We start from the raw sequence: 17,158 nt of genomic DNA on the forward strand, positions 1-17,158 counted from the left end.
AGCCCCGACCAGCCGTTACGGCGGCCGAACCCCAGGTGGTTCTCCAGCGGCGTTTTACGCCGTGCAGGCCGAACCAGGCGAGCACGCCCAGGCTGGCGAACAACCACAATGCCATCTGGTAGCTGCCGGTGCTTTGCTTGATCGCACCCATGCCTGCCGCCAGGGCAAAGCCACCGATGCCGCCGGCCATGCCGATCAGGCCGGTCATGACGCCGATCTCGCGACGGAAACGCTGTGGCACCAACTGGAACACCGCACCGTTGCCTGCACCCAAACCGAGCATGGTGCACACGAACAGGGCCAGCGCGGCATAGGAACTCGGCAAGTTGAAACCGACGGCAGCAATACAGATGGCTGCCACGGTGTACATCGCGAGCAGGGTGCGAATGCCGCCGAAACGATCGGCCAGGGCGCCGCCCAGCGGACGCATCAGGCTGCCGCCAAACACACAGGCTGCCGTGTAGTAGCCAGCGGTCACCGGACTCAGGCCGTACTGGTCGTTGAAGTAACCAGGCAGGGCGCTGGCCAGGCCGATGAAGCCACCGAAGGTCACGCTGTAGAAAAACATGAACCACCAGCTGTCGCGGTCGCCCAGGGCCTTGAAGTAGTCGGCCATCGACTTGGCTTTCGGCCGCTCAGGCGCGTTCTTGGCCAGCCAGGCGAAAACGATCAGCGTCAGGATCAGCGGGATCAACGCGAAGCCGAACACATTGCTCCAGCCAAAGGCAGCCGCCAGAACCGGCGCAATCAGCGCCGCGAGTACGGTGCCGGAGTTCCCGGCCCCGGCAATGCCCATGGCTTTGCCTTGGTGCTGCGGCGGATACCACTGCGATGCCAGGGGCAGGGCGACGGCGAAGGAGGCGCCGGCCATGCCGAGGAACAGCCCCAGCAGCAAGGCTTGCTCGTAGGTGTGGATGCCGAGTTTCCAGGCACCGAACAACGCACAGATGACGATCACCTGGCCGATCAGGCCGGCGGTCTTGGGAGACAGGCGATCAGCCAGCATCCCCATTGCGAAGCGCAGTACCGCGCCGGCCAGAATCGGCGTGGCCACCACCAGCCCGCGTTGTTGCGTGGTCAGGTGCAGGTCGCCAGCGATCTGTACGGCCAGCGGGCCGAGCAGGTACCACACCATGAAACTCAGGTCGAAATAGAGGAAGGCTGCGAACAGTGTCGGGGTATGGCCGGATTTCCAGAAGCTTGAATTCATCGCTTACCTCAGCTGATAGGAGTCTCGAACGGGAGCCAAAACAAAAAAAACGCCGCCACCTGATTCGCCATGGGGCAAATGAGGTGAGCGACGTCTTTGTCGTAGGTGGGGCAACCGCCGTTGGTTACCTGTAGGGATTACTTAGCCAGATTTGTGCCACATGGCGGATTTTTTGGTTGGGCCGAAAAGATCGCAGCCTTCGGCAGCTCCTACAGGGTGTACGCATTCCATTTGTAGGAGCTGCCGAAGGCTGCGATCTTTTGCTGTTCAGCCAAGCAACTCACTCATGGCAATGATCTGCTCCGCCACCTGGATCAGCTTCTGCTGGCGGCTCATCGCCTGGCGACGCATCAGGGTGTAGGCCTCTTCTTCGTTGCAGTCCTTCATCTTCATCAGCAGCCCCTTGGCCAGCTCAATGCGCTTGCGCTCGGCCAGTTGCTGGTCACGGGCGTGCAGTTGGGCGCGCAGGGCCTGGTCGCTTTCGAAGCGCGCCATGGCCACGTCGAGAATCGGTTGCAGGCGCTGTGCGTGAATGCCTTCCACGATGTAGGCACTGACTCCGGACTTGATCGCCTGGCGCATCACATCGGGGTCGTGTTCGTCGGTAAACATCACGATCGGCCGTGGCTGGTCGCGGCTGACCAGCACCACTTGCTCCATGACATCGCGGCTCGGTGACTCGGTATCGATCAGGATCACGTCCGGGCGCACCGTTTCGACGCGTTCGGGCAAGTCGATGGTCAGTCCGGATTCGTCGATGACCTCGAAGCCGGCCTCGGTCAGGGCAGCTTTCAGGCGCCCGACTTTTTTCGCTGTGTCGTTGATCAGCAGGATACGCAGCATGTTTGCAGTCTCCTGTCAGCGGCTGGCGAGAAGTGGCGAGCTGTCGCTCATGGCGTGCAGCCTGAAGCTGCGGGCATAACCAGCCGGGTCCGCACCGTCCCAGACCTTGCCGTCGATCAACTGGCTGCTGCGCATCTCATTGCCCGGGGCGGCGACACCGACGGCGCTGGCGGCCTCACGGTATAAGTCTAGTTGCTGCACCTGACGAGCTACGGCGAGGTAATCGGGGTCGTCGCGCAACAGGCCCCAGCGACGAAACTGAGTCATGAACCACATGCCGTCGGACAGGTAGGGCAGGTTGACCGCCCCCTGCCCATGGAAACGCAGCGCATGCGGGTCTTGCCATTCGTTGCCCAGGCCGTCGGCATAGTCGCCCAGCAGCCGTGGTTCGATACACGACAACGGCGCATCGAGGTACTGGGGTGCGCTGAGCAATTGCGCGGTACTGCGGCGATTCTCGACGCTGTCGTCGATGAAACGGCTGGCTTCGAGGATCGCCATCACCAGGGCGCGGGCGGTGTTGGGGTATTGCTCGACGAAGGCGCGCGTACAACCGAGGACTTTTTCCGGGTGGTCGGGCCAGATGGCCTGGGAGGTGGCCAGGCTAAAGCCGAGGTTCTGCTTCACCGCGCTGTCGGCCCAGGGCTCGCCGACGCAGAAGCCGTCGATGCGCCCGGCTTGCAGGTGCGCCACCATTTGCGGCGGCGGCACCACGACGCTGTCGACGTCGTGCAACGGATGTATGCCCTGGCTCGCCAGCCAGTAGTACAACCACATGGCATGGGTGCCGGTGGGAAAGGTCTGGGCAAAGGTCAGTTTTGGGCGAGTTTGGTGCACGTGACGGTCCAGTGCTTCAGGACTGGTCACGCCGGCGGCCTGCAAGCCGTGGGAGAGGTTGATGCTCTGGCCGTTCTGGTTCAGGCCCATGAGCACCGCCATGTCGGTGGGGGCCACGCCGCCGATGCCCAGGTGCACGGCGTAGATCAAGCCGTAGAGGCTGTGGGCGGCGTCGAGTTCGCCGCTGACCAGTTTGTCCCGCAGGTTGGCCCAGGACGACTGGCGCTTGAGATTCAGGGTCAGTCCGTAGGGCTGGGCGAAGCCCTGGGTGGCGGCGACCACCACCGAAGCGCAGTCGCTCAGGGCCATGAAGCCGAGGTTGATTTCGGTCTTTTCCGGGGCATCGCTGCCATTGACCCAGGCCAGGGGATTGGTTGAGGGTTCGTTCATCGATTTCGCACCTTCCAAAAAAAACGTCGTCCCGGACCCCGTGTGAGCAGGGGCGGCTGACGACGCCATTGTCCTGGCACGCATTCCGTCGTTGGCCTGCGTGCTGATACCTGTGCCGGTGCAAGGCATATGCCATCGCCCGCTGTTTTTGTCGCGCGCCTCGCTTGCGACCCCGATGCGCGGGTATAATCGCCGCCTCATTTCGCCGCCAATCGAGTCAAGCCCGCCCATGTACACCCTGGCCCGTCAGCTGTTGTTCAAACTTTCCCCGGAAACCTCCCACGATCTGTCCCTGGACCTGATCGGCGCGGGCGGGCGTCTGGGGCTCAACGGTTTGCTGTGCAAGGCCCCGGCAAAACTGCCGGTGAATGTCATGGGCCTGGACTTCCCGAACCCGGTAGGCCTGGCCGCTGGCCTGGACAAGAATGGCGCGGCCATCGACGGCTTTGCGCAGCTGGGTTTTGGTTTTGTCGAAATCGGCACCATTACCCCGCGTGCGCAACCGGGCAATCCGAAGCCGCGGTTGTTCCGCTTGCCGGAGGCCGAGGCGATCATCAACCGCATGGGCTTCAACAACCTGGGTGTCGATCACCTGCTGGCCCGCGTGGCGGCCGCCAAGTACAAGGGCGTGCTGGGCATCAACATCGGCAAGAACTTCGACACCCCGGTCGAGCGGGCGGTCGACGACTACCTGATCTGCCTGGACAAGGTCTACGCCCACGCCAGCTATGTCACAGTCAACGTCAGCTCGCCCAATACCCCGGGCCTGCGCAGCCTGCAATTCGGTGATTCGCTCAAGCAACTGCTGGCCGACCTCGCCACGCGCCGGGCGGAACTGGCGCTGCGTCACGGCAGGCACGTGCCGCTGGCGATCAAGATCGCGCCGGACATGACCGACGAAGAAACCGCGCAGGTCGCACAGGCGTTGATCGAAACCGGTATGGACGCGGTCATCGCCACCAACACCACCCTGAGTCGCGTGGGCGTCGAAGGCATGGAACATGGTGACGAGGCGGGCGGACTGTCCGGCGCACCGGTACGTGACAAGAGCACGCACACCGTGAAGGTGCTGGCCGCGGAACTGGGCGGTCGCTTGCCGATCATCGCGGCGGGTGGCATCACCGAAGGCCGGCACGCGGCGGAGAAAATCAGCGCGGGCGCGAGCCTGGTGCAGATCTACTCGGGCTTCATCTACAAGGGCCCGGCGCTGATTCGCGAATCGGTCGACGCGATCGCCGCCTTGCGCTAATCCCTGTAGGAGCACGGCTTGCCGGCGATAGCGGTCTCAAGGACGCCATCGCCGGCAAGCCGTGCTCCCACAGGGATGGTGTCTGACCATGCAACAGGTATAAAAAAGGGCCCCTTCAAAGGAGCCCTTGGGCCGCAGCCCGCCGTCCGGATGGGACGTGCGTGGTTAATTCGCTACATGATCAGATTGTGTGTCGGAGTGTGTGCCCTGTGTTAGCCGACGGCGTGAAGTTCGTTGAGTCTGTGGATTCCCGCAGTGCCGGTCATACCGTCCCAGTTGTCGCCGCGTCCTTCTCGCCAGCCGTTAATCCAGGCTTGGCGTACCGACGGTAGAGTAAATGGGCAAAGCTCACGGGATTTGCCACCAACGCCATATTGATATCCGCGCAAAAATGCTCTTTCCAACGGATCACGCTTAAGTCTTCTCATAGGGTGTTGCCCTCACTTGTTGACTGTAGGTATCGCGTCGACCTCAATCGAGGTCTGGCAGAAAAACTCTGCCGTTGGGGCTCGTTGCCGGCGTGACGAGCCAAGGTGTTGGCGTCATTGCGGCGCCAACCTGTATTGAGTTCTAACCAATGCGTCACATCGAGGGAATGATCGTTTTGTCATAAGGACGTAACTATTAATTTGCTATGGCACTAAGTAACATGATGTTTGTGGCGTATTTATTGATCAAACCCCGGTATGATCGGCCCTGCGTTAGATGATCAGGTTAATCCCTTGCTGAGAATGCCTCCCGTTGCCGGGACGGACTATTCGACGAAGGGTCGACTTATGTCATTTTGTTGCATTAACTTTTTTATCTGTCCTTGCATCTAAGCTCATTTAACCCGGGCAGCAAGGGTGGAACGGCACACCTTCGTGCCACGCGGGCGCTCTTCAAGAAAAGCGCCTGATTGAAAACCGGGCCGGCAATGCGTTGCCGGTTCACTCAGCAAAGGCACTGTAATCCTCATGTCCGATCGTTTCGAACTCTTCCTCACTTGCCCAAAAGGCCTTGAAGGCCTGCTCATCGAGGAAGCCGTCGGGCTTGGCCTTGAGGAAGCGCGTGAGCACACTTCTGCCGTGCGTGGCATGGCCACCATGGAAACCGCTTATCGCCTGTGCCTGTGGTCGCGCCTGGCCAACCGGGTGCTGCTGGTGCTCAAGCGTTTCCCGATGAAAGACGCCGAAGACCTCTACCACGGTGTGCTGGACATCGAGTGGCAAGACCACATGCTCAATGACGGCACCCTGGCCGTCGAATTCAGCGGCCACGGCTCGGGCATCGACAACACGCACTTCGGCGCCTTGAAGGTCAAGGACGCCATCGTCGACAAACTGCGCACCCCGCAGGGTGACCGTCCGTCCATCGACAAGCTCAACCCGGACCTGCGCATCCATCTGCGCCTGGATCGCGGTGAAGCGATCCTCTCCCTCGACCTGTCCGGCCATAGCCTGCACCAGCGCGGCTATCGCCTGCAGCAAGGTGCGGCACCGCTGAAGGAAAACCTGGCGGCGGCGATCCTGATCCGTTCCGGCTGGCCGCGTATCGCGGCTGAAGGCGGCGCGCTGGCGGACCCGATGTGTGGTGTGGGTACCTTCCTGGTTGAAGCCGCGATGATCGCCGCCGATATCGCGCCAAACCTGCGCCGCGAGCAATGGGGTTTCACTGCCTGGCTCGGTCACGTACCGGCGCTGTGGAAAAAATTGCATGAAGAAGCCAGTGAGCGTGCGGCTGCCGGCCTGGCCAAGCCACCGCTGTGGATTCGCGGTTACGAAGCCGATCCGCGCCTGATTCAACCAGGCCGCAACAACGTCGAACGTGCCGGCCTGAGCGAGTGGATCAAGATCTACCAGGGCGAAGTCGCGACCTTCGAGCCGCGTCCGGACCAGAACCAGAAAGGCCTGGTGATCTGCAACCCACCGTACGGCGAGCGTCTGGGCGACGAGGCGAGCCTGCTCTACCTCTACCAGAACCTTGGCGAACGCCTGCGTCAGGCTTGCCTCAACTGGGAAGCCGCGGTGTTCACCGGCGCCCCGGACCTGGGCAAGCGCATGGGCATCCGCAGCCACAAGCAGTATTCGTTCTGGAACGGCGCCTTGCCGTGCAAGCTGTTGCTGATCAAGGTGTTGCCGGATCAATTCGTCACCGGCGAGCGTCGTACTCCGGAACAGCGTCAGGCCGAGCGTGAAGAGGCGGCCTACGAACAGGCGCCGAACGAGCCGCAAGAGCGCCAGTACAACAAGAATGGCAACCCGATCAAGCCGACGGCAGCACCGGCTCCGGTGTTCGAGCAGCCGCGCCTGAGCGAAGGTGGGCAGATGTTTGCCAACCGCCTGCAGAAAAACCTCAAGGCGCTGGGCAAGTGGGTCAAGCGTGAAGGCATCGATTGCTATCGTGTCTACGATGCCGACATGCCGGAATACTCCATGGCCATCGACCTGTACCAGGATTGGGTCCACGTCCAGGAATACGCCGCACCGAAATCCATCGATCCGCAGAAGGCTTCGGCGCGCATGTTCGACGCCCTGGCGGCGATCCCGCAGGCGCTGAACATCGACAAGAACCGGGTGGTGGTCAAGCGCCGCGAGCGTCAGAGCGGCACCAAGCAGTACGAGCGTCAGGCGGCCCAGGGCAAGTTCGTCGAGGTCAACGAAGGCGGCGTGAAGCTGCTGGTCAACCTCACCGATTACCTCGATACCGGGTTGTTCCTCGACCACCGGCCAATGCGCATGCGCATCCAGAAAGAGGCCGCCGGCAAGCGCTTCCTCAATCTGTATTGCTACACCGCCACCGCCAGTGTCCACGCGGCCAAAGGCGGCGCGCGCAGCACCACCAGCGTCGACCTGTCGAAAACCTACCTGGACTGGGCGCGTCGCAACCTGTCCCTGAACGGTTTCTCCGACAAGAACCGTCTGGAGCAGAGTGATGTGATGGTCTGGCTGGACGCCTGCCGTGAAGAGTACGACCTGATCTTCATCGACCCGCCGACGTTCTCCAACTCCAAGCGTATGGAAGGGGTCTTTGATGTGCAGCGTGACCAGGTGCAACTGATCGACCTGGCCATGGCGCGGCTGGCACCGGGTGGGGTGTTGTACTTCTCCAACAACTTTCGCAAGTTCGAGCTCGAGCCCAACCTCAGCGAGCGCTACGCGATCGAAGAGATCACCGCCCAGACCATCGATGCGGATTTTTCCCGTAACGCCAAGATCCATCGCGCCTGGAAAATCACTGCTCGCTGATAGATCTCTGTAGGAGCCAGGCTTGCCGGCGAAGAACGATAACGCGGTGTGACATACACACCGCGGTGCCTGGTTCGCGGGCAAGCCTCGCTCCTACAGTTGGCGGACCAGGCGTTGTTGGTTCCACAGTGCTGGTCAAATTAGTGGCTAATAGCTATAACTCAATCCACGGCCAATGGGCTTTCCCGCACATGGCGTTTTGAGTTGCGTCTATGTCGTTGCACGCCGTGCGCCCCAAGATCCTGGGTTTTATCAGCGAAGATGTCCCGGCCGGGCTGGTCGCGCTCATGGTCTTGCTCGTCGGCGGGATTCTCACGGCATTGCTCGCCTGGTCGACGCTGAACCTGTTTCAACATCAATTGCGGCAACGCTTCCAGTTGCTGGCCAGCGAACGCTACAGCCGAATCGAAGAACGTTTCCAGGATCAGGAGCAGCGCCTCGATGGCCTGCGCCGGTTCTTTGCCAACTCCGATACGGTCTCGCGCGCAGAATTCAACGGCTACACCCAACCCCTGTTGCACCGCACCCAGGCCTATTCGTTCGCCGAACGGGTCAGTCGTGACCAGCGGCCAGCCTTCGAGCGCCGGGCGCGCGAGGAGGGCCTGAGCGAATTCACCCTGCGCGAACTCAATGCCGCCGGACAACTGCAATTGGCCGGTGATCGGGATGAGTACGTGGCGGTGCTGTATAGCCAGACGCAAAGCAAGCTCGGTGCGCCACTGGGTTATGACTTGCTGGCCCAGCCCTTGCGTCGCGCCACGCTGGAACGGGCCGATAAGCACCAGGGCATGGCCGTGTCGCAGCCGATGCACTTGGTCAATATCGAGCCGACATATGCCCGCGGCGTGCTGTTGGTCGCGCCGGTCATGCTGCGCAGCAGCGTTGGCGGCGCCATCGGCAAACCGTTCGGATATGTCATGGCAGTGATCAGCATGCGCCAGTTGCTGGCGGACGGGTTGCCGGAGGCGGGGCGTGATTATCTTTCGGTGCGCATCCTCGACCTGTCCACCGATGAGCAGCACGAGGTGCTGTTCGAATCGCCCAATGCGCCAGCGTCCAGTGACTTGTCTGCGACGCGGTTGTTGCGTCTTGCCGATCACGATTACCAGGTCGATATCCGCCCCAGCGCGGCTTTCCTCAAGGCCAACCATTCTTCAGTGACGACGCTGGTGGTGCTCGGTGGCCTGCTCAGTGTGCTGCTCAGCGCCTTGCTCTATGTACTGGCCAGTCAGCGGCAGCGGGCGCTGAAAATGGTCGAGCAACGGACCGGGGAACTGCGCGCCCGCGAACAGGAGCTGCGTGGCACCCATGGCCAGTTGCGCGGGGTGCTGGATGCCGCGACCCAGGTGGCGATCATTGCCACGGACCTGCGCGGAGTGATCAGCACCTTCAATGCTGGCGCCGAGCAGATGCTCGGTTACACCGTCGCCGAAGTGGTCGGGCACATGACCCTGGAAAACCTGCACTTGCCCCGGGAACTCGCGGCACGCTCGGCAGAATTGACGGCGCGTTACGGCAAGCCGGTACCGGCCTGTCATGCGATGCTGGTCGAGGGTGGCGATGAGGCGCGGGAGTGGACGCTGGTGCGCAGCGATGGCAGCCACCTGATCGTCAACATGCTGGCGACTCCGGTTCTCGACGAACAGGGGTTGTGGGTCGGGCACCTGGCGATCTGCATCGACATCACCGAACGCAAGCGTGTGCACGAGGCCCTGGCCGCACGGGACCTGTTGCTGAAGAAACTCAGTGCCCATGTGCCCGGCGGCATCTACCAGTTCAAGATGGAGTTCGACGGGCGTTTCAGCGTGATCTACGCCAGCGACGGCATTCGCGAGATCTATGAGCTGGAGCCGGACGTGCTGCTGCTCAACGCCGAGGCGATTTTCACGCGGATTCATCCTCAGGACACCACCCGCGTGCGCGCCTCGATCCGCGCCTCGGCCAACACCCTCAGCCACTGGCGCGAGGAATACCGCGTGCAATTGCCCCAACGCGGCCTGCGCTGGGTCCGCGGCGAAGCGACCCCGGAAGAACTGCCGGGCGGCGGCGTGCTCTGGCATGGCTACATCTCCGACATCACCGACACCAAGCGGGTGGAAGAAGAACTGCGGGCGCAGTCGGTCACCGACGCCCTAACCGGTATCCACAACCGCCGCTATTTCCAGGAACGCCTGACCACCGAAATGGCCCGGGTGGAGCGCGGCGGTGGCGAACTGTCGGTGATCATGCTCGACATCGACCACTTCAAGCGCATCAATGACCAGTACGGCCATGCCGTGGGCGATCGGGTGTTGCAGGCCGTGTGCGAGCGCATTGGCCAGCGGCTGCGGCGCACGGATGTGTTCTGTCGCCTGGGCGGCGAAGAGTTCATGGTCCTTTGCCCGGACATCGGTGGCGAGCCGGCCCAACTGCTGGCACTGGAGTTGTGGCAAAGCCTGCGCAGTGCGCCGATCGATGAGGTAGGTGTCGTCACGGCGAGTTTCGGCATTGCCAGCTGGCGGGTTGGCGAGGGCGCGGATGCACTGTTGTTGCGGGCGGATTCGGGGGTGTATGTGGCGAAGCAGGAGGGCAGGGATCGGGTGCAGGGGGAGATGAACTGATTCTGGTTGTACGCAATACCTGTGGGAGCGAGCTTGCTCGCGATAGCGGTCTTTCAGTCACATCATTGTTGGATGTGCCGCCATCATCGCGAGCAGGCTCGCTCCCACAGTTGATTGAGGTGTGCTTACAACACCGAAGCCGTCTGCGCCAGTTTCGGCTGGCGATACAGGTCCAGCAGCACCTGGTCGAGCACCGACGACGCGCCAAACGGTGCCTTGTCGTTGAGGATCGCCACCACCGCCCAGGTGTTGCCGTTGACGTCGCGGCTGAAGCCGGCGATCGCCCGCACGGTGTTCAAGGTGCCGGTCTTGACGTGGGCTTCACCGCGCATCGCGGTGGTCTTCAGGCGTTTGCGCATGGTGCCGTCGGTACCGGCAATCGGCATCGAGCTGATGTACTCGGCGGCGTAAGGGCTGCGCCAGGCAGCCTGCAGCATCGACGCCATTTCCCGGGCACTGACGCGTTCGGAGCGGGACAGGCCAGAGCCGTTCTCCATCACCAGGTGCGGCGCGGTGATGCCTTTCTTCGCCAGCCACTGACGGACCACGCGCTGGGCGGCCTTGGCGTCGTCGGCGTCGGCATCGGTGCGGAACTTCTGCCCCAGGCTCAGGAACAGCTGCTGGGCCATGGTGTTGTTACTGTATTTGTTGATGTCGCGGATGATTTCCGCCAGGTCCGGCGAGAACGCCCGCGCCAGTACCTTGGCATCCTTCGGCGTTGGCGCCAGCACATCCCGGCCCTGGATGCTGCCGCCCAGTTCTTTCCAGATCGCGCGCACGGCGCCGGCGGTGTAGGTGGCGTGGTCGAGCAACGACAGGTAAGTCTGCGAGCTGCAGCCTTCGCCCAACTGGCCGCCGACCGTCACGGTCACGCTGCCATCGGCCTGGGGGACCGGGTTGTAACGCACGCCACCGGTGCATTGCTTGGAGTTGATCGCCTTGACCTGGTTTTCGATGCGGATACTGGCAATAGGCGGTTCCACGGAGACCAGCACACGCCCGCCGTCGTTGCGCGCGACGAAACGCAGGGCCTTGAGGTTGACCAGCAACGCATCGGGCTTGACCAGGAAGGGCTTGTTCTCGTCGTTGCCGTCGTCGTTGAACTCGGGCAGTTGCGGCTGCACGAAGAAGTTCTTGTCCAGGACCAGGTCGCCGGTCACCTGGGTCACGCCGTTGGCGCGCAGGTCGCGCATCAGCAGCCAGAGTTTTTCCATGTTCAGCTTCGGATCGCCGCCACCCTTGAGGTAGAGGTTGCCGTTGAGGATGCCGCCGCTGAGGGTGCCATCGGTATAGAACTCGGTTTTCCACTGGTGATTGGGGCCGAGCATTTCCAGGGCCGCGTAAGTGGTGACCAGCTTCATGGTTGAGGCCGGGTTGACCGAGACGTCGGCGTTGAAAATAGTCGGGGTGCCGGGGCCGTTCAGCGGAATCATCACCAGCGACAGGGCGTTGTCCTGCAACTTGCTGGCCTTGAGGGCTTTTTCGACATTGGGCGACAGGCTGGTATTGATCGGGTCAGCGGAAACCGGGAGGGCCAGGGGCAATAGCAGGCCGGCCAGGAGCAATGGACGCAACGATTTGATCATGTAGATAAAACCCTACAGCCGAGGGGGAAAAAGACGAGGGCATGAAGATAATTTCCCTCAGTGGTCATGAAAGTGTCGGCATTATGCCCCAAGGTGCTACGGCGTGTGCCGTACGTGGGCCTTCCAATGGGCTATTTTTTACCGACGGTAGGCGTGGCGGCCCAGAGAGTCGGGCAATTGGCGGCTTAAACTGCTAAAGTGCGGCCCGTTATTACTTAAGAGGATTGTTCCAATGGCGACTAACCGTTCCCAGCGTCTGCGCAAAAAACTGTGCGTCGATGAATTTCAAGAGCTGGGTTTCGAACTGAACCTGGATTTCAAGGAAGATCTGTCCGAAGAAGCCATTGATGCCTTCCTCGAGGCGTTCCTCAAAGAAGCCATGGAAGCCAACGGTCTGGGCTATGTCGGCGGTGATGACTACGGTCTGGTTTGCCTGATCAAGCGTGGCTCGGTCAGCGCTGAACAACGCGCTGCCGTTGAAGCCTGGCTCAAAGGCCGCACCGAGCTGACCAGCGTTGAAGTCAGCCCGCTGCTGGACGTCTGGTACCCGGAAAAGCCGATCAATCCGGTAGCTTGATGTTCTAAGAAACGGCGACCCGAGGGTCGCCGTTTTTTTTGGTATTAACGTTTACCCCAATTCAGAATCACCAGCGTCACAACCCCCGCCACAATCCCCCAGAATGCCGAACCGATGGAAAACAGCGTCAGCCCCGATGCCGTGACCATGAAGGTGATCAGCGCCGCTTCACGCTCCTTCGCCTCGCTCATGGCGATGCTCAAGCCGTTGATGATCGAACCGAACAACGCCAGTGCGGCAATCGACAGCACCAGCTCCTTGGGCAGTGCGGCAAACAACGCGGCCAGCGTCGCGCCGAACACACCGGCGATGCCATAGAAAACCCCGCACCAGACCGCCGCCGTGTAGCGTTTGTTGCGATCCTCATGGGCATGTGGCCCGGTACAGATCGCCGCGCTGATGGCGGCCAGGTTGATCCCGTGGGAGCCGAATGGCGCCAGCAACAACGAGGCGATGCCGGTGGTGGTGATCAGCGGCGAGGCCGGCACGTTGTAGCCATCGGCGCGCAGCACGGCAATGCCCGGCATGTTTTGCGAAGTCATCGCCACCACGAACAACGGAATGCCGATGCTGATGGTCGCGGCGAGGGAGAAATGCGGTGTGGTCCACACCGGTGTGGCCACTTCCAGGTGGAACGCGCTGAAGTCCAGCAGCCCCATGACGCCGGACAAGGCCGTACCGATCAGCAAAGCGCCCAGTACGGCGTAGCGCGGCGACAGGCGTTTGACCACCAGGTAGGTAAAAAACATGCCCAGCACCAGTGCGGTGCGATGTTGGGCCGCGACGAAAATCTCGCTGCCGATCTTGAACAGGATCCCCGCCAGCAATGCCGCCGCCAGTGACGCGGGAATCTTTTTCACCAGGCGTTCGAAACTGCCGGTCAGCCCGCAGATCGTCACCAGCACCGCGCAGGTTATATAGGCGCCGATCGCTTCGCCGTAGGTCACGCCACCGAGGCTTGTGATCAGCAAGGCCGCGCCCGGGGTGGACCAGGCGATGGTGATGGGGGTGCGATAGCGCAACGACAGGCCGATCGAGCACACCGCCATGCCGATGGAAATCGCCCAGATCCACGACGAAATCTGCCCGCTGGTCAGCCCGGCCGCTTGCCCGGCCTGGAACATCAGCACCAGGGAACTGGTGTAGCCGGTCATCATGGCGATGAACCCGGCGACGATGGCCGACGGCGAAGTGTCGGCCAGGGGGCGCAGTTGCGTGTGCGTGGCGTCTGTCATGACAGCGGTGTTCCTTGTTCAGGCGGCGGATTCTGCTTTAAAGCCTAAACTCAAACGTAATGGATCGTTGCGATACAGCGGAAGTGACAAACAGCCGTACAGTCGTGTTGGCACTAACCATTGTGTACAATCGCAGTGTTTTTTACGCGATACTTGCCAGCGACCCACTGTGCCGTATTACAGTCACCGTCAATTCGCCGCAGTTCTCCCGACTCGAGTGCCCATGAACGAACAGTTGCAACCCCTAAAGAAACAGCCGCGAGCAGGCAAAGCCGGCCGCAGCGGAACCCAGGACGATATTGTCTACGCGCATATCTTCGAGGCCATCCTCGAACAGCGCCTGGCGCCCGGCACCAAGTTGAGCGAAGAAGCGCTGGGGGAAATTTTCGGGGTCAGCCGCACCATCATTCGCCGCGCGCTGTCGCGCCTGGCCCATGAAAGCGTGGTATTGCTGCGTCCGAATCGCGGCGCCGTCGTTGCCAGCCCGAGCGTCGAAGAGGCGCGCCAGGTGTTCATGGCCCGGCGTCTGGTGGAACGTGCGATCACTGAATTGGCGGTGCAGCATGCCACCGCCGAGCAAATTGCCGAATTGCGGCAGATGGTCAACGACGAGCGCGACAGCTTCTCCCGTGGCGACCGGGGTGCCGGTATCCGCCTGTCGGGCGAATTCCACCTGAAACTGGCCGAAGCGGCGAAAAACGCCCCGCTGATCAGCTTCCAGCGCAGCCTGGTGTCCCAGACGTCGCTGATCATCGCCCAGTACGAAAGCGGTAACCGTTCCCACTGCTCCTACGACGAGCACACCCAGTTGATCGACGCCATTGAAAAGCGCGACGCTGAACTGGCGGTGAACCTGATGATGCATCACATGGATCACATCGACAGCAAGCTCAATCTCGATGAAGAAAGTGCGTCGGATGATTTGCACGCGGTGTTCTCGCATTTGCTGCAGACCAAGAAGCCTGGGCGTTCGCCAGCGAAAATCTGATAGACCGCGTCGCCCCTATCGCTGGCAAGCCAGCTCCCACAGTGATCCTTGGTGTTTACAAAATTTGCAATTCACCTCGGACCCTGTGGGAGCTGGCTTGCCAGCGATGGCGGACTGACAGGCAATAAAAATCCCCCGGGCTGTACAGCGACGGGGGATTTTTTATGCCTGAAAAAAATTACCGCTGATGCACCAGATTCCCCGCCGCATAGGTCTGCAACACTGTCCGGTCATCCCCCAGCGTCATCAGTACAAACAACGTCTCGGCAATGTTATTGGCCTGCTGCAGGCGATAGCCGAGCAACGGCGTGGCGTTGTAGTCCAGCACCAGGAAGTCGGCGTCGGTGCCCGGCTGCAGGTTGCCGATCTTGTCTTCAAGGCGCAGCGCACGGGCGCCGCCGAGGGTGGCCAGGTACAGCGACTTGAAGGGGCTCAGGCGCGCACCTTGCAGCTGCATGACCTTGTACGCTTCGTTCAGCGTTTGCAGCAGCGAGAAACTGGTGCCGCCGCCGACATCGGTGCCGATGCCGACATTGAGTTTGTGCTTCTCGGCCATCGGCAGGTTGAACAGGCCGCTGCCAAGGAAGAAGTTCGACGTCGGGCAGAACGAGATGGCCGAACCGGTTTCTGCCAGTCGCGCGCATTCGTCATCGCACAGGTGCACACCGTGGGCGAACACCGAGCGCTCGCCGAGCAACTGGTAGTGGTCGTAGACGTCCAGGTAACCTTTGCGCTCCGGGAACAGTTCCTTGACCCACTCGATTTCCTTGAGGTTTTCGCTGATGTGGGTCTGCATGTACAGATCCGGGTATTCGGTCAGCAATTGGCCGGCCAGGGTCAGCTGTTCCGGGGTGCTGGTCGGTGCAAAACGCGGGGTGACGGCATAGTGCAGGCGACCCTTGCCGTGCCAGCGCTCGATCAACGCCTTGCTTTCGAGGTAGCTGGATTCGGCGGTGTCGGTCAGGTAGTCCGGGGCGTTGCGGTCCATCATCACCTTGCCGGCGATCATGCGCAGGTCCAGCTGCTCGGCGGCCTCGAAGAACGAGTTCACCGATTGCGGGTGCACGCTGCCGAACACCAGCGCGGTGGTGGTGCCGTTGCGCAGCAGTTCCTTGATAAAGATGTCCGCCACCTGGTCAGCGTGGCCCTTGTCGGCGAACTGGCTTTCACAGGGGAAGGTGTAGGTATTGAGCCAGTCCAGCAGTTGCTCGCCGTAGGCGCCGACCATGCCGGTTTGCGGCAGGTGGATGTGGGTGTCGATGAAGCCGGGGGTGATCAGCGCATCCTGGTAATGGGTGATCTCGATATCGGCCGGCAGGGTTGGCAGCAGTTCACTGGCGTGGCCGAGGGCGCTGATTTTGCCGTTTTCGACCACCAGCAGGCCGTCTTCGAAATACTCGTAGGAGGCTTCGATACCCACTTCTGCGGGGTCGGCAATGCTGTGCAGGATGGCGGCGCGGTAAGCTTTGCGAGTCAGAGGCATGTCAGTTCTCAATTTGAGGCTTTCAGGTTTGCGGCCTGACTGCGGCGTGAAGCGGGCAGCAGTTTGGCAATCGGTTCGGCGCGGGACGTTTGCTGGCCGAAATTGGCGTTATAGGTGGCGATGATCTCGCCGGCGATGGAGATGGCGATTTCCACAGGCAACTTGCCTTTGACTTCGCCGATGCCCATCGGGCAGCGCATGCGTTGCACGACGCCGCTGTCGAAGCCGCGGTCGCGCAGGCGGTGTTCGAACTTCACGCGCTTGGTCTTCGAACCGATCAGGCCGAAATAGGCGAAGTCGTTGCGCTTGAGAATCGCCGCGGTGAGCTCGAGGTCGAGCTGATGGTTGTGGGTCATGACGATGCAGTAGCTGCCGGCGGGCAGGTCGTCGATTTCATCCACCGGTTCTTCGCTGACGATCTTGCGCACGCCGTGGGGGATCTGTTCGGGGAATTCGTCTTCCCGCGAGTCGATCCAGCGCACCCGGCATGGCAGGCTGGCCAACAGCGGCACCATCGCGCGGCCGACGTGGCCGGCGCCGAACACGGCGATCTGCGCCTGGACCTGGCCCATCGGTTCGAACAGCAGCACGGTCGCACCACCGCAGCACTGGCCCAGGCTGGCGCCGAGACTGAAGCGCTCAAGATGGGTGTCCTGCTTGCCGCTGGCGAGCATCTCGCGGGCGATCTGCATGGCTTTGTATTCCAGATGCCCGCCACCGATGGTGTCGAAGGTCTGGTGGGCGCTGATGACCATCTTCGAGCCGGCATTGCGCGGCGTCGAGCCGAGCTCTTCGATGATGGTCACCAGCACGCAGGGTTCACCTTGGTTCTGCAGGTCGGCGAGGGCGTCGATCCAGTTGTACATGTCTCACCTCAACATCTCTGTTGTCTATCCGGGCCCCATCGCGAGCAGGGCTCACTCCTACATTTGG

At 61.7% G+C, this 17,158-nt stretch carries 13 protein-coding genes; 5 read left to right on the plus strand and 8 right to left on the minus strand.

The window, feature by feature from the left end; translation table 11 throughout:
• From PMI35_RS25235 to PMI35_RS25225, 3 genes are all read right to left on the minus strand, one after another.
• A partial coding sequence (locus PMI35_RS25235) for a nitrate/nitrite transporter (RefSeq protein WP_008056394.1) occupies positions 1-1,210 on the minus strand: 1,210 nt, incomplete at its 3' end.
• A gap of 267 nt (positions 1,211-1,477) precedes the next feature.
• Positions 1,478-2,053, minus strand: a complete 576-nt coding sequence (locus tag PMI35_RS25230; RefSeq protein WP_008056396.1) for an ANTAR domain-containing response regulator — start codon at positions 2,051-2,053, stop codon at positions 1,478-1,480.
• A 15-nt stretch (positions 2,054-2,068) separates the two neighbouring features.
• Positions 2,069-3,280, minus strand: coding sequence for a CmpA/NrtA family ABC transporter substrate-binding protein (locus PMI35_RS25225; RefSeq protein WP_008056398.1), 1,212 nt, complete (start codon positions 3,278-3,280; stop codon positions 2,069-2,071).
• 229 nt (positions 3,281-3,509) lie between these two features.
• Here PMI35_RS25225 and PMI35_RS25220 point away from each other — a divergent pair, with 229 nt between their 5' ends.
• The gene (locus PMI35_RS25220) at positions 3,510-4,529 is read left to right on the plus strand and encodes a quinone-dependent dihydroorotate dehydrogenase (RefSeq protein ID WP_008056399.1); all 1,020 of its coding nucleotides are present in this window, start codon (positions 3,510-3,512) and stop codon (positions 4,527-4,529) included.
• Positions 4,530-4,741: 212 nt separating this feature from the next.
• Here the strand turns inward: PMI35_RS25220 and rmf are convergent, their stop codons facing one another.
• The gene (gene rmf, locus PMI35_RS33680) at positions 4,742-4,957 is read right to left on the minus strand and encodes a ribosome modulation factor (RefSeq protein WP_003223300.1); all 216 of its coding nucleotides are present in this window, start codon (positions 4,955-4,957) and stop codon (positions 4,742-4,744) included.
• A 528-nt stretch (positions 4,958-5,485) separates the two neighbouring features.
• Here rmf and rlmKL point away from each other — a divergent pair.
• Both rlmKL and PMI35_RS25210 read left to right on the plus strand, forming a co-directional pair.
• On the plus strand, positions 5,486-7,756 hold the full coding sequence (gene rlmKL, locus PMI35_RS25215) for a bifunctional 23S rRNA (guanine(2069)-N(7))-methyltransferase RlmK/23S rRNA (guanine(2445)-N(2))-methyltransferase RlmL (protein ID WP_008056401.1): 2,271 nt from the start codon (positions 5,486-5,488) through the stop codon (positions 7,754-7,756).
• Between the two features lie 212 nt (positions 7,757-7,968).
• Positions 7,969-10,356: a sensor domain-containing diguanylate cyclase gene (locus PMI35_RS25210; RefSeq protein WP_008056403.1), complete on the plus strand. Its 2,388-nt coding sequence runs from the start codon at positions 7,969-7,971 to the stop codon at positions 10,354-10,356.
• 125 nt (positions 10,357-10,481) lie between these two features.
• On the opposite strand, the gene dacB is transcribed toward PMI35_RS25210, so the two are convergent.
• Complete coding sequence (gene dacB, locus PMI35_RS25205) at positions 10,482-11,942, minus strand: D-alanyl-D-alanine carboxypeptidase/D-alanyl-D-alanine endopeptidase (RefSeq protein ID WP_008056405.1); 1,461 nt, start codon at positions 11,940-11,942, stop codon at positions 10,482-10,484.
• 232 nt (positions 11,943-12,174) lie between these two features.
• Between dacB and PMI35_RS25200 the strand changes: the two genes are divergently transcribed.
• Complete coding sequence (locus PMI35_RS25200; protein ID WP_008056407.1) at positions 12,175-12,519, plus strand: YggL family protein; 345 nt, start codon at positions 12,175-12,177, stop codon at positions 12,517-12,519.
• A 44-nt stretch (positions 12,520-12,563) separates the two neighbouring features.
• On the opposite strand, the gene PMI35_RS25195 is transcribed toward PMI35_RS25200, so the two are convergent.
• Complete coding sequence (locus PMI35_RS25195) at positions 12,564-13,754, minus strand: benzoate/H(+) symporter BenE family transporter (protein ID WP_008056413.1); 1,191 nt, start codon at positions 13,752-13,754, stop codon at positions 12,564-12,566.
• Positions 13,755-13,977: 223 nt separating this feature from the next.
• Here PMI35_RS25195 and PMI35_RS25190 point away from each other — a divergent pair, with 223 nt between their 5' ends.
• Positions 13,978-14,742 carry a GntR family transcriptional regulator gene (locus PMI35_RS25190; RefSeq protein ID WP_008056414.1) on the plus strand — a complete coding sequence of 255 codons (765 nt, stop codon included), beginning with the start codon at positions 13,978-13,980 and terminating at the stop codon, positions 14,740-14,742.
• Between the two features lie 178 nt (positions 14,743-14,920).
• Here PMI35_RS25190 and guaD read toward each other — a convergent pair whose 3' ends face one another.
• Both guaD and xdhC read right to left on the minus strand, forming a co-directional pair.
• On the minus strand, positions 14,921-16,225 hold the full coding sequence (gene guaD / locus PMI35_RS25185) for a guanine deaminase (protein WP_008056415.1): 1,305 nt from the start codon (positions 16,223-16,225) through the stop codon (positions 14,921-14,923).
• Positions 16,226-16,233: 8 nt separating this feature from the next.
• Complete coding sequence (xdhC, locus tag PMI35_RS25180) at positions 16,234-17,091, minus strand: xanthine dehydrogenase accessory protein XdhC (protein WP_008056416.1); 858 nt, start codon at positions 17,089-17,091, stop codon at positions 16,234-16,236.
• Between the last annotated feature and the right edge of the window lie 67 nt (positions 17,092-17,158).

The sequence above is a fragment of the Pseudomonas sp. GM78 genome (genome assembly GCF_000282475.1).
Classification (GTDB): Bacteria; Pseudomonadota; Gammaproteobacteria; order Pseudomonadales; family Pseudomonadaceae; genus Aquipseudomonas.

Bases quoted from the DNA above. Each gene is read 5' to 3' on its own strand.
- PMI35_RS25190 (WP_008056414.1), top strand. From the start codon at position 13,978: ATGAACGAACAGTTGCAACCCCTAAAGAAACAGCCGCGAGCAGGCAAA.
- PMI35_RS25210 (WP_008056403.1), top strand. From the start codon at position 7,969: ATGTCGTTGCACGCCGTGCGCCCCAAGATCCTGGGTTTTATCAGCGAA.
- rmf (WP_003223300.1), bottom strand. From the start codon at position 4,957: ATGAGAAGACTTAAGCGTGATCCGTTGGAAAGAGCATTTTTGCGCGGA.
- PMI35_RS25230 (WP_008056396.1), bottom strand. From the start codon at position 2,053: ATGCTGCGTATCCTGCTGATCAACGACACAGCGAAAAAAGTCGGGCGC.
- xdhC (WP_008056416.1), bottom strand. From the start codon at position 17,091: ATGTACAACTGGATCGACGCCCTCGCCGACCTGCAGAACCAAGGTGAA.
- guaD (WP_008056415.1), bottom strand. From the start codon at position 16,225: ATGCCTCTGACTCGCAAAGCTTACCGCGCCGCCATCCTGCACAGCATT.
- PMI35_RS25225 (WP_008056398.1), bottom strand. From the start codon at position 3,280: ATGAACGAACCCTCAACCAATCCCCTGGCCTGGGTCAATGGCAGCGAT.
- PMI35_RS25220 (WP_008056399.1), top strand. From the start codon at position 3,510: ATGTACACCCTGGCCCGTCAGCTGTTGTTCAAACTTTCCCCGGAAACC.
- rlmKL (WP_008056401.1), top strand. From the start codon at position 5,486: ATGTCCGATCGTTTCGAACTCTTCCTCACTTGCCCAAAAGGCCTTGAA.
- PMI35_RS25195 (WP_008056413.1), bottom strand. From the start codon at position 13,754: ATGACAGACGCCACGCACACGCAACTGCGCCCCCTGGCCGACACTTCG.
- PMI35_RS25200 (WP_008056407.1), top strand. From the start codon at position 12,175: ATGGCGACTAACCGTTCCCAGCGTCTGCGCAAAAAACTGTGCGTCGAT.
- dacB (WP_008056405.1), bottom strand. From the start codon at position 11,942: ATGATCAAATCGTTGCGTCCATTGCTCCTGGCCGGCCTGCTATTGCCC.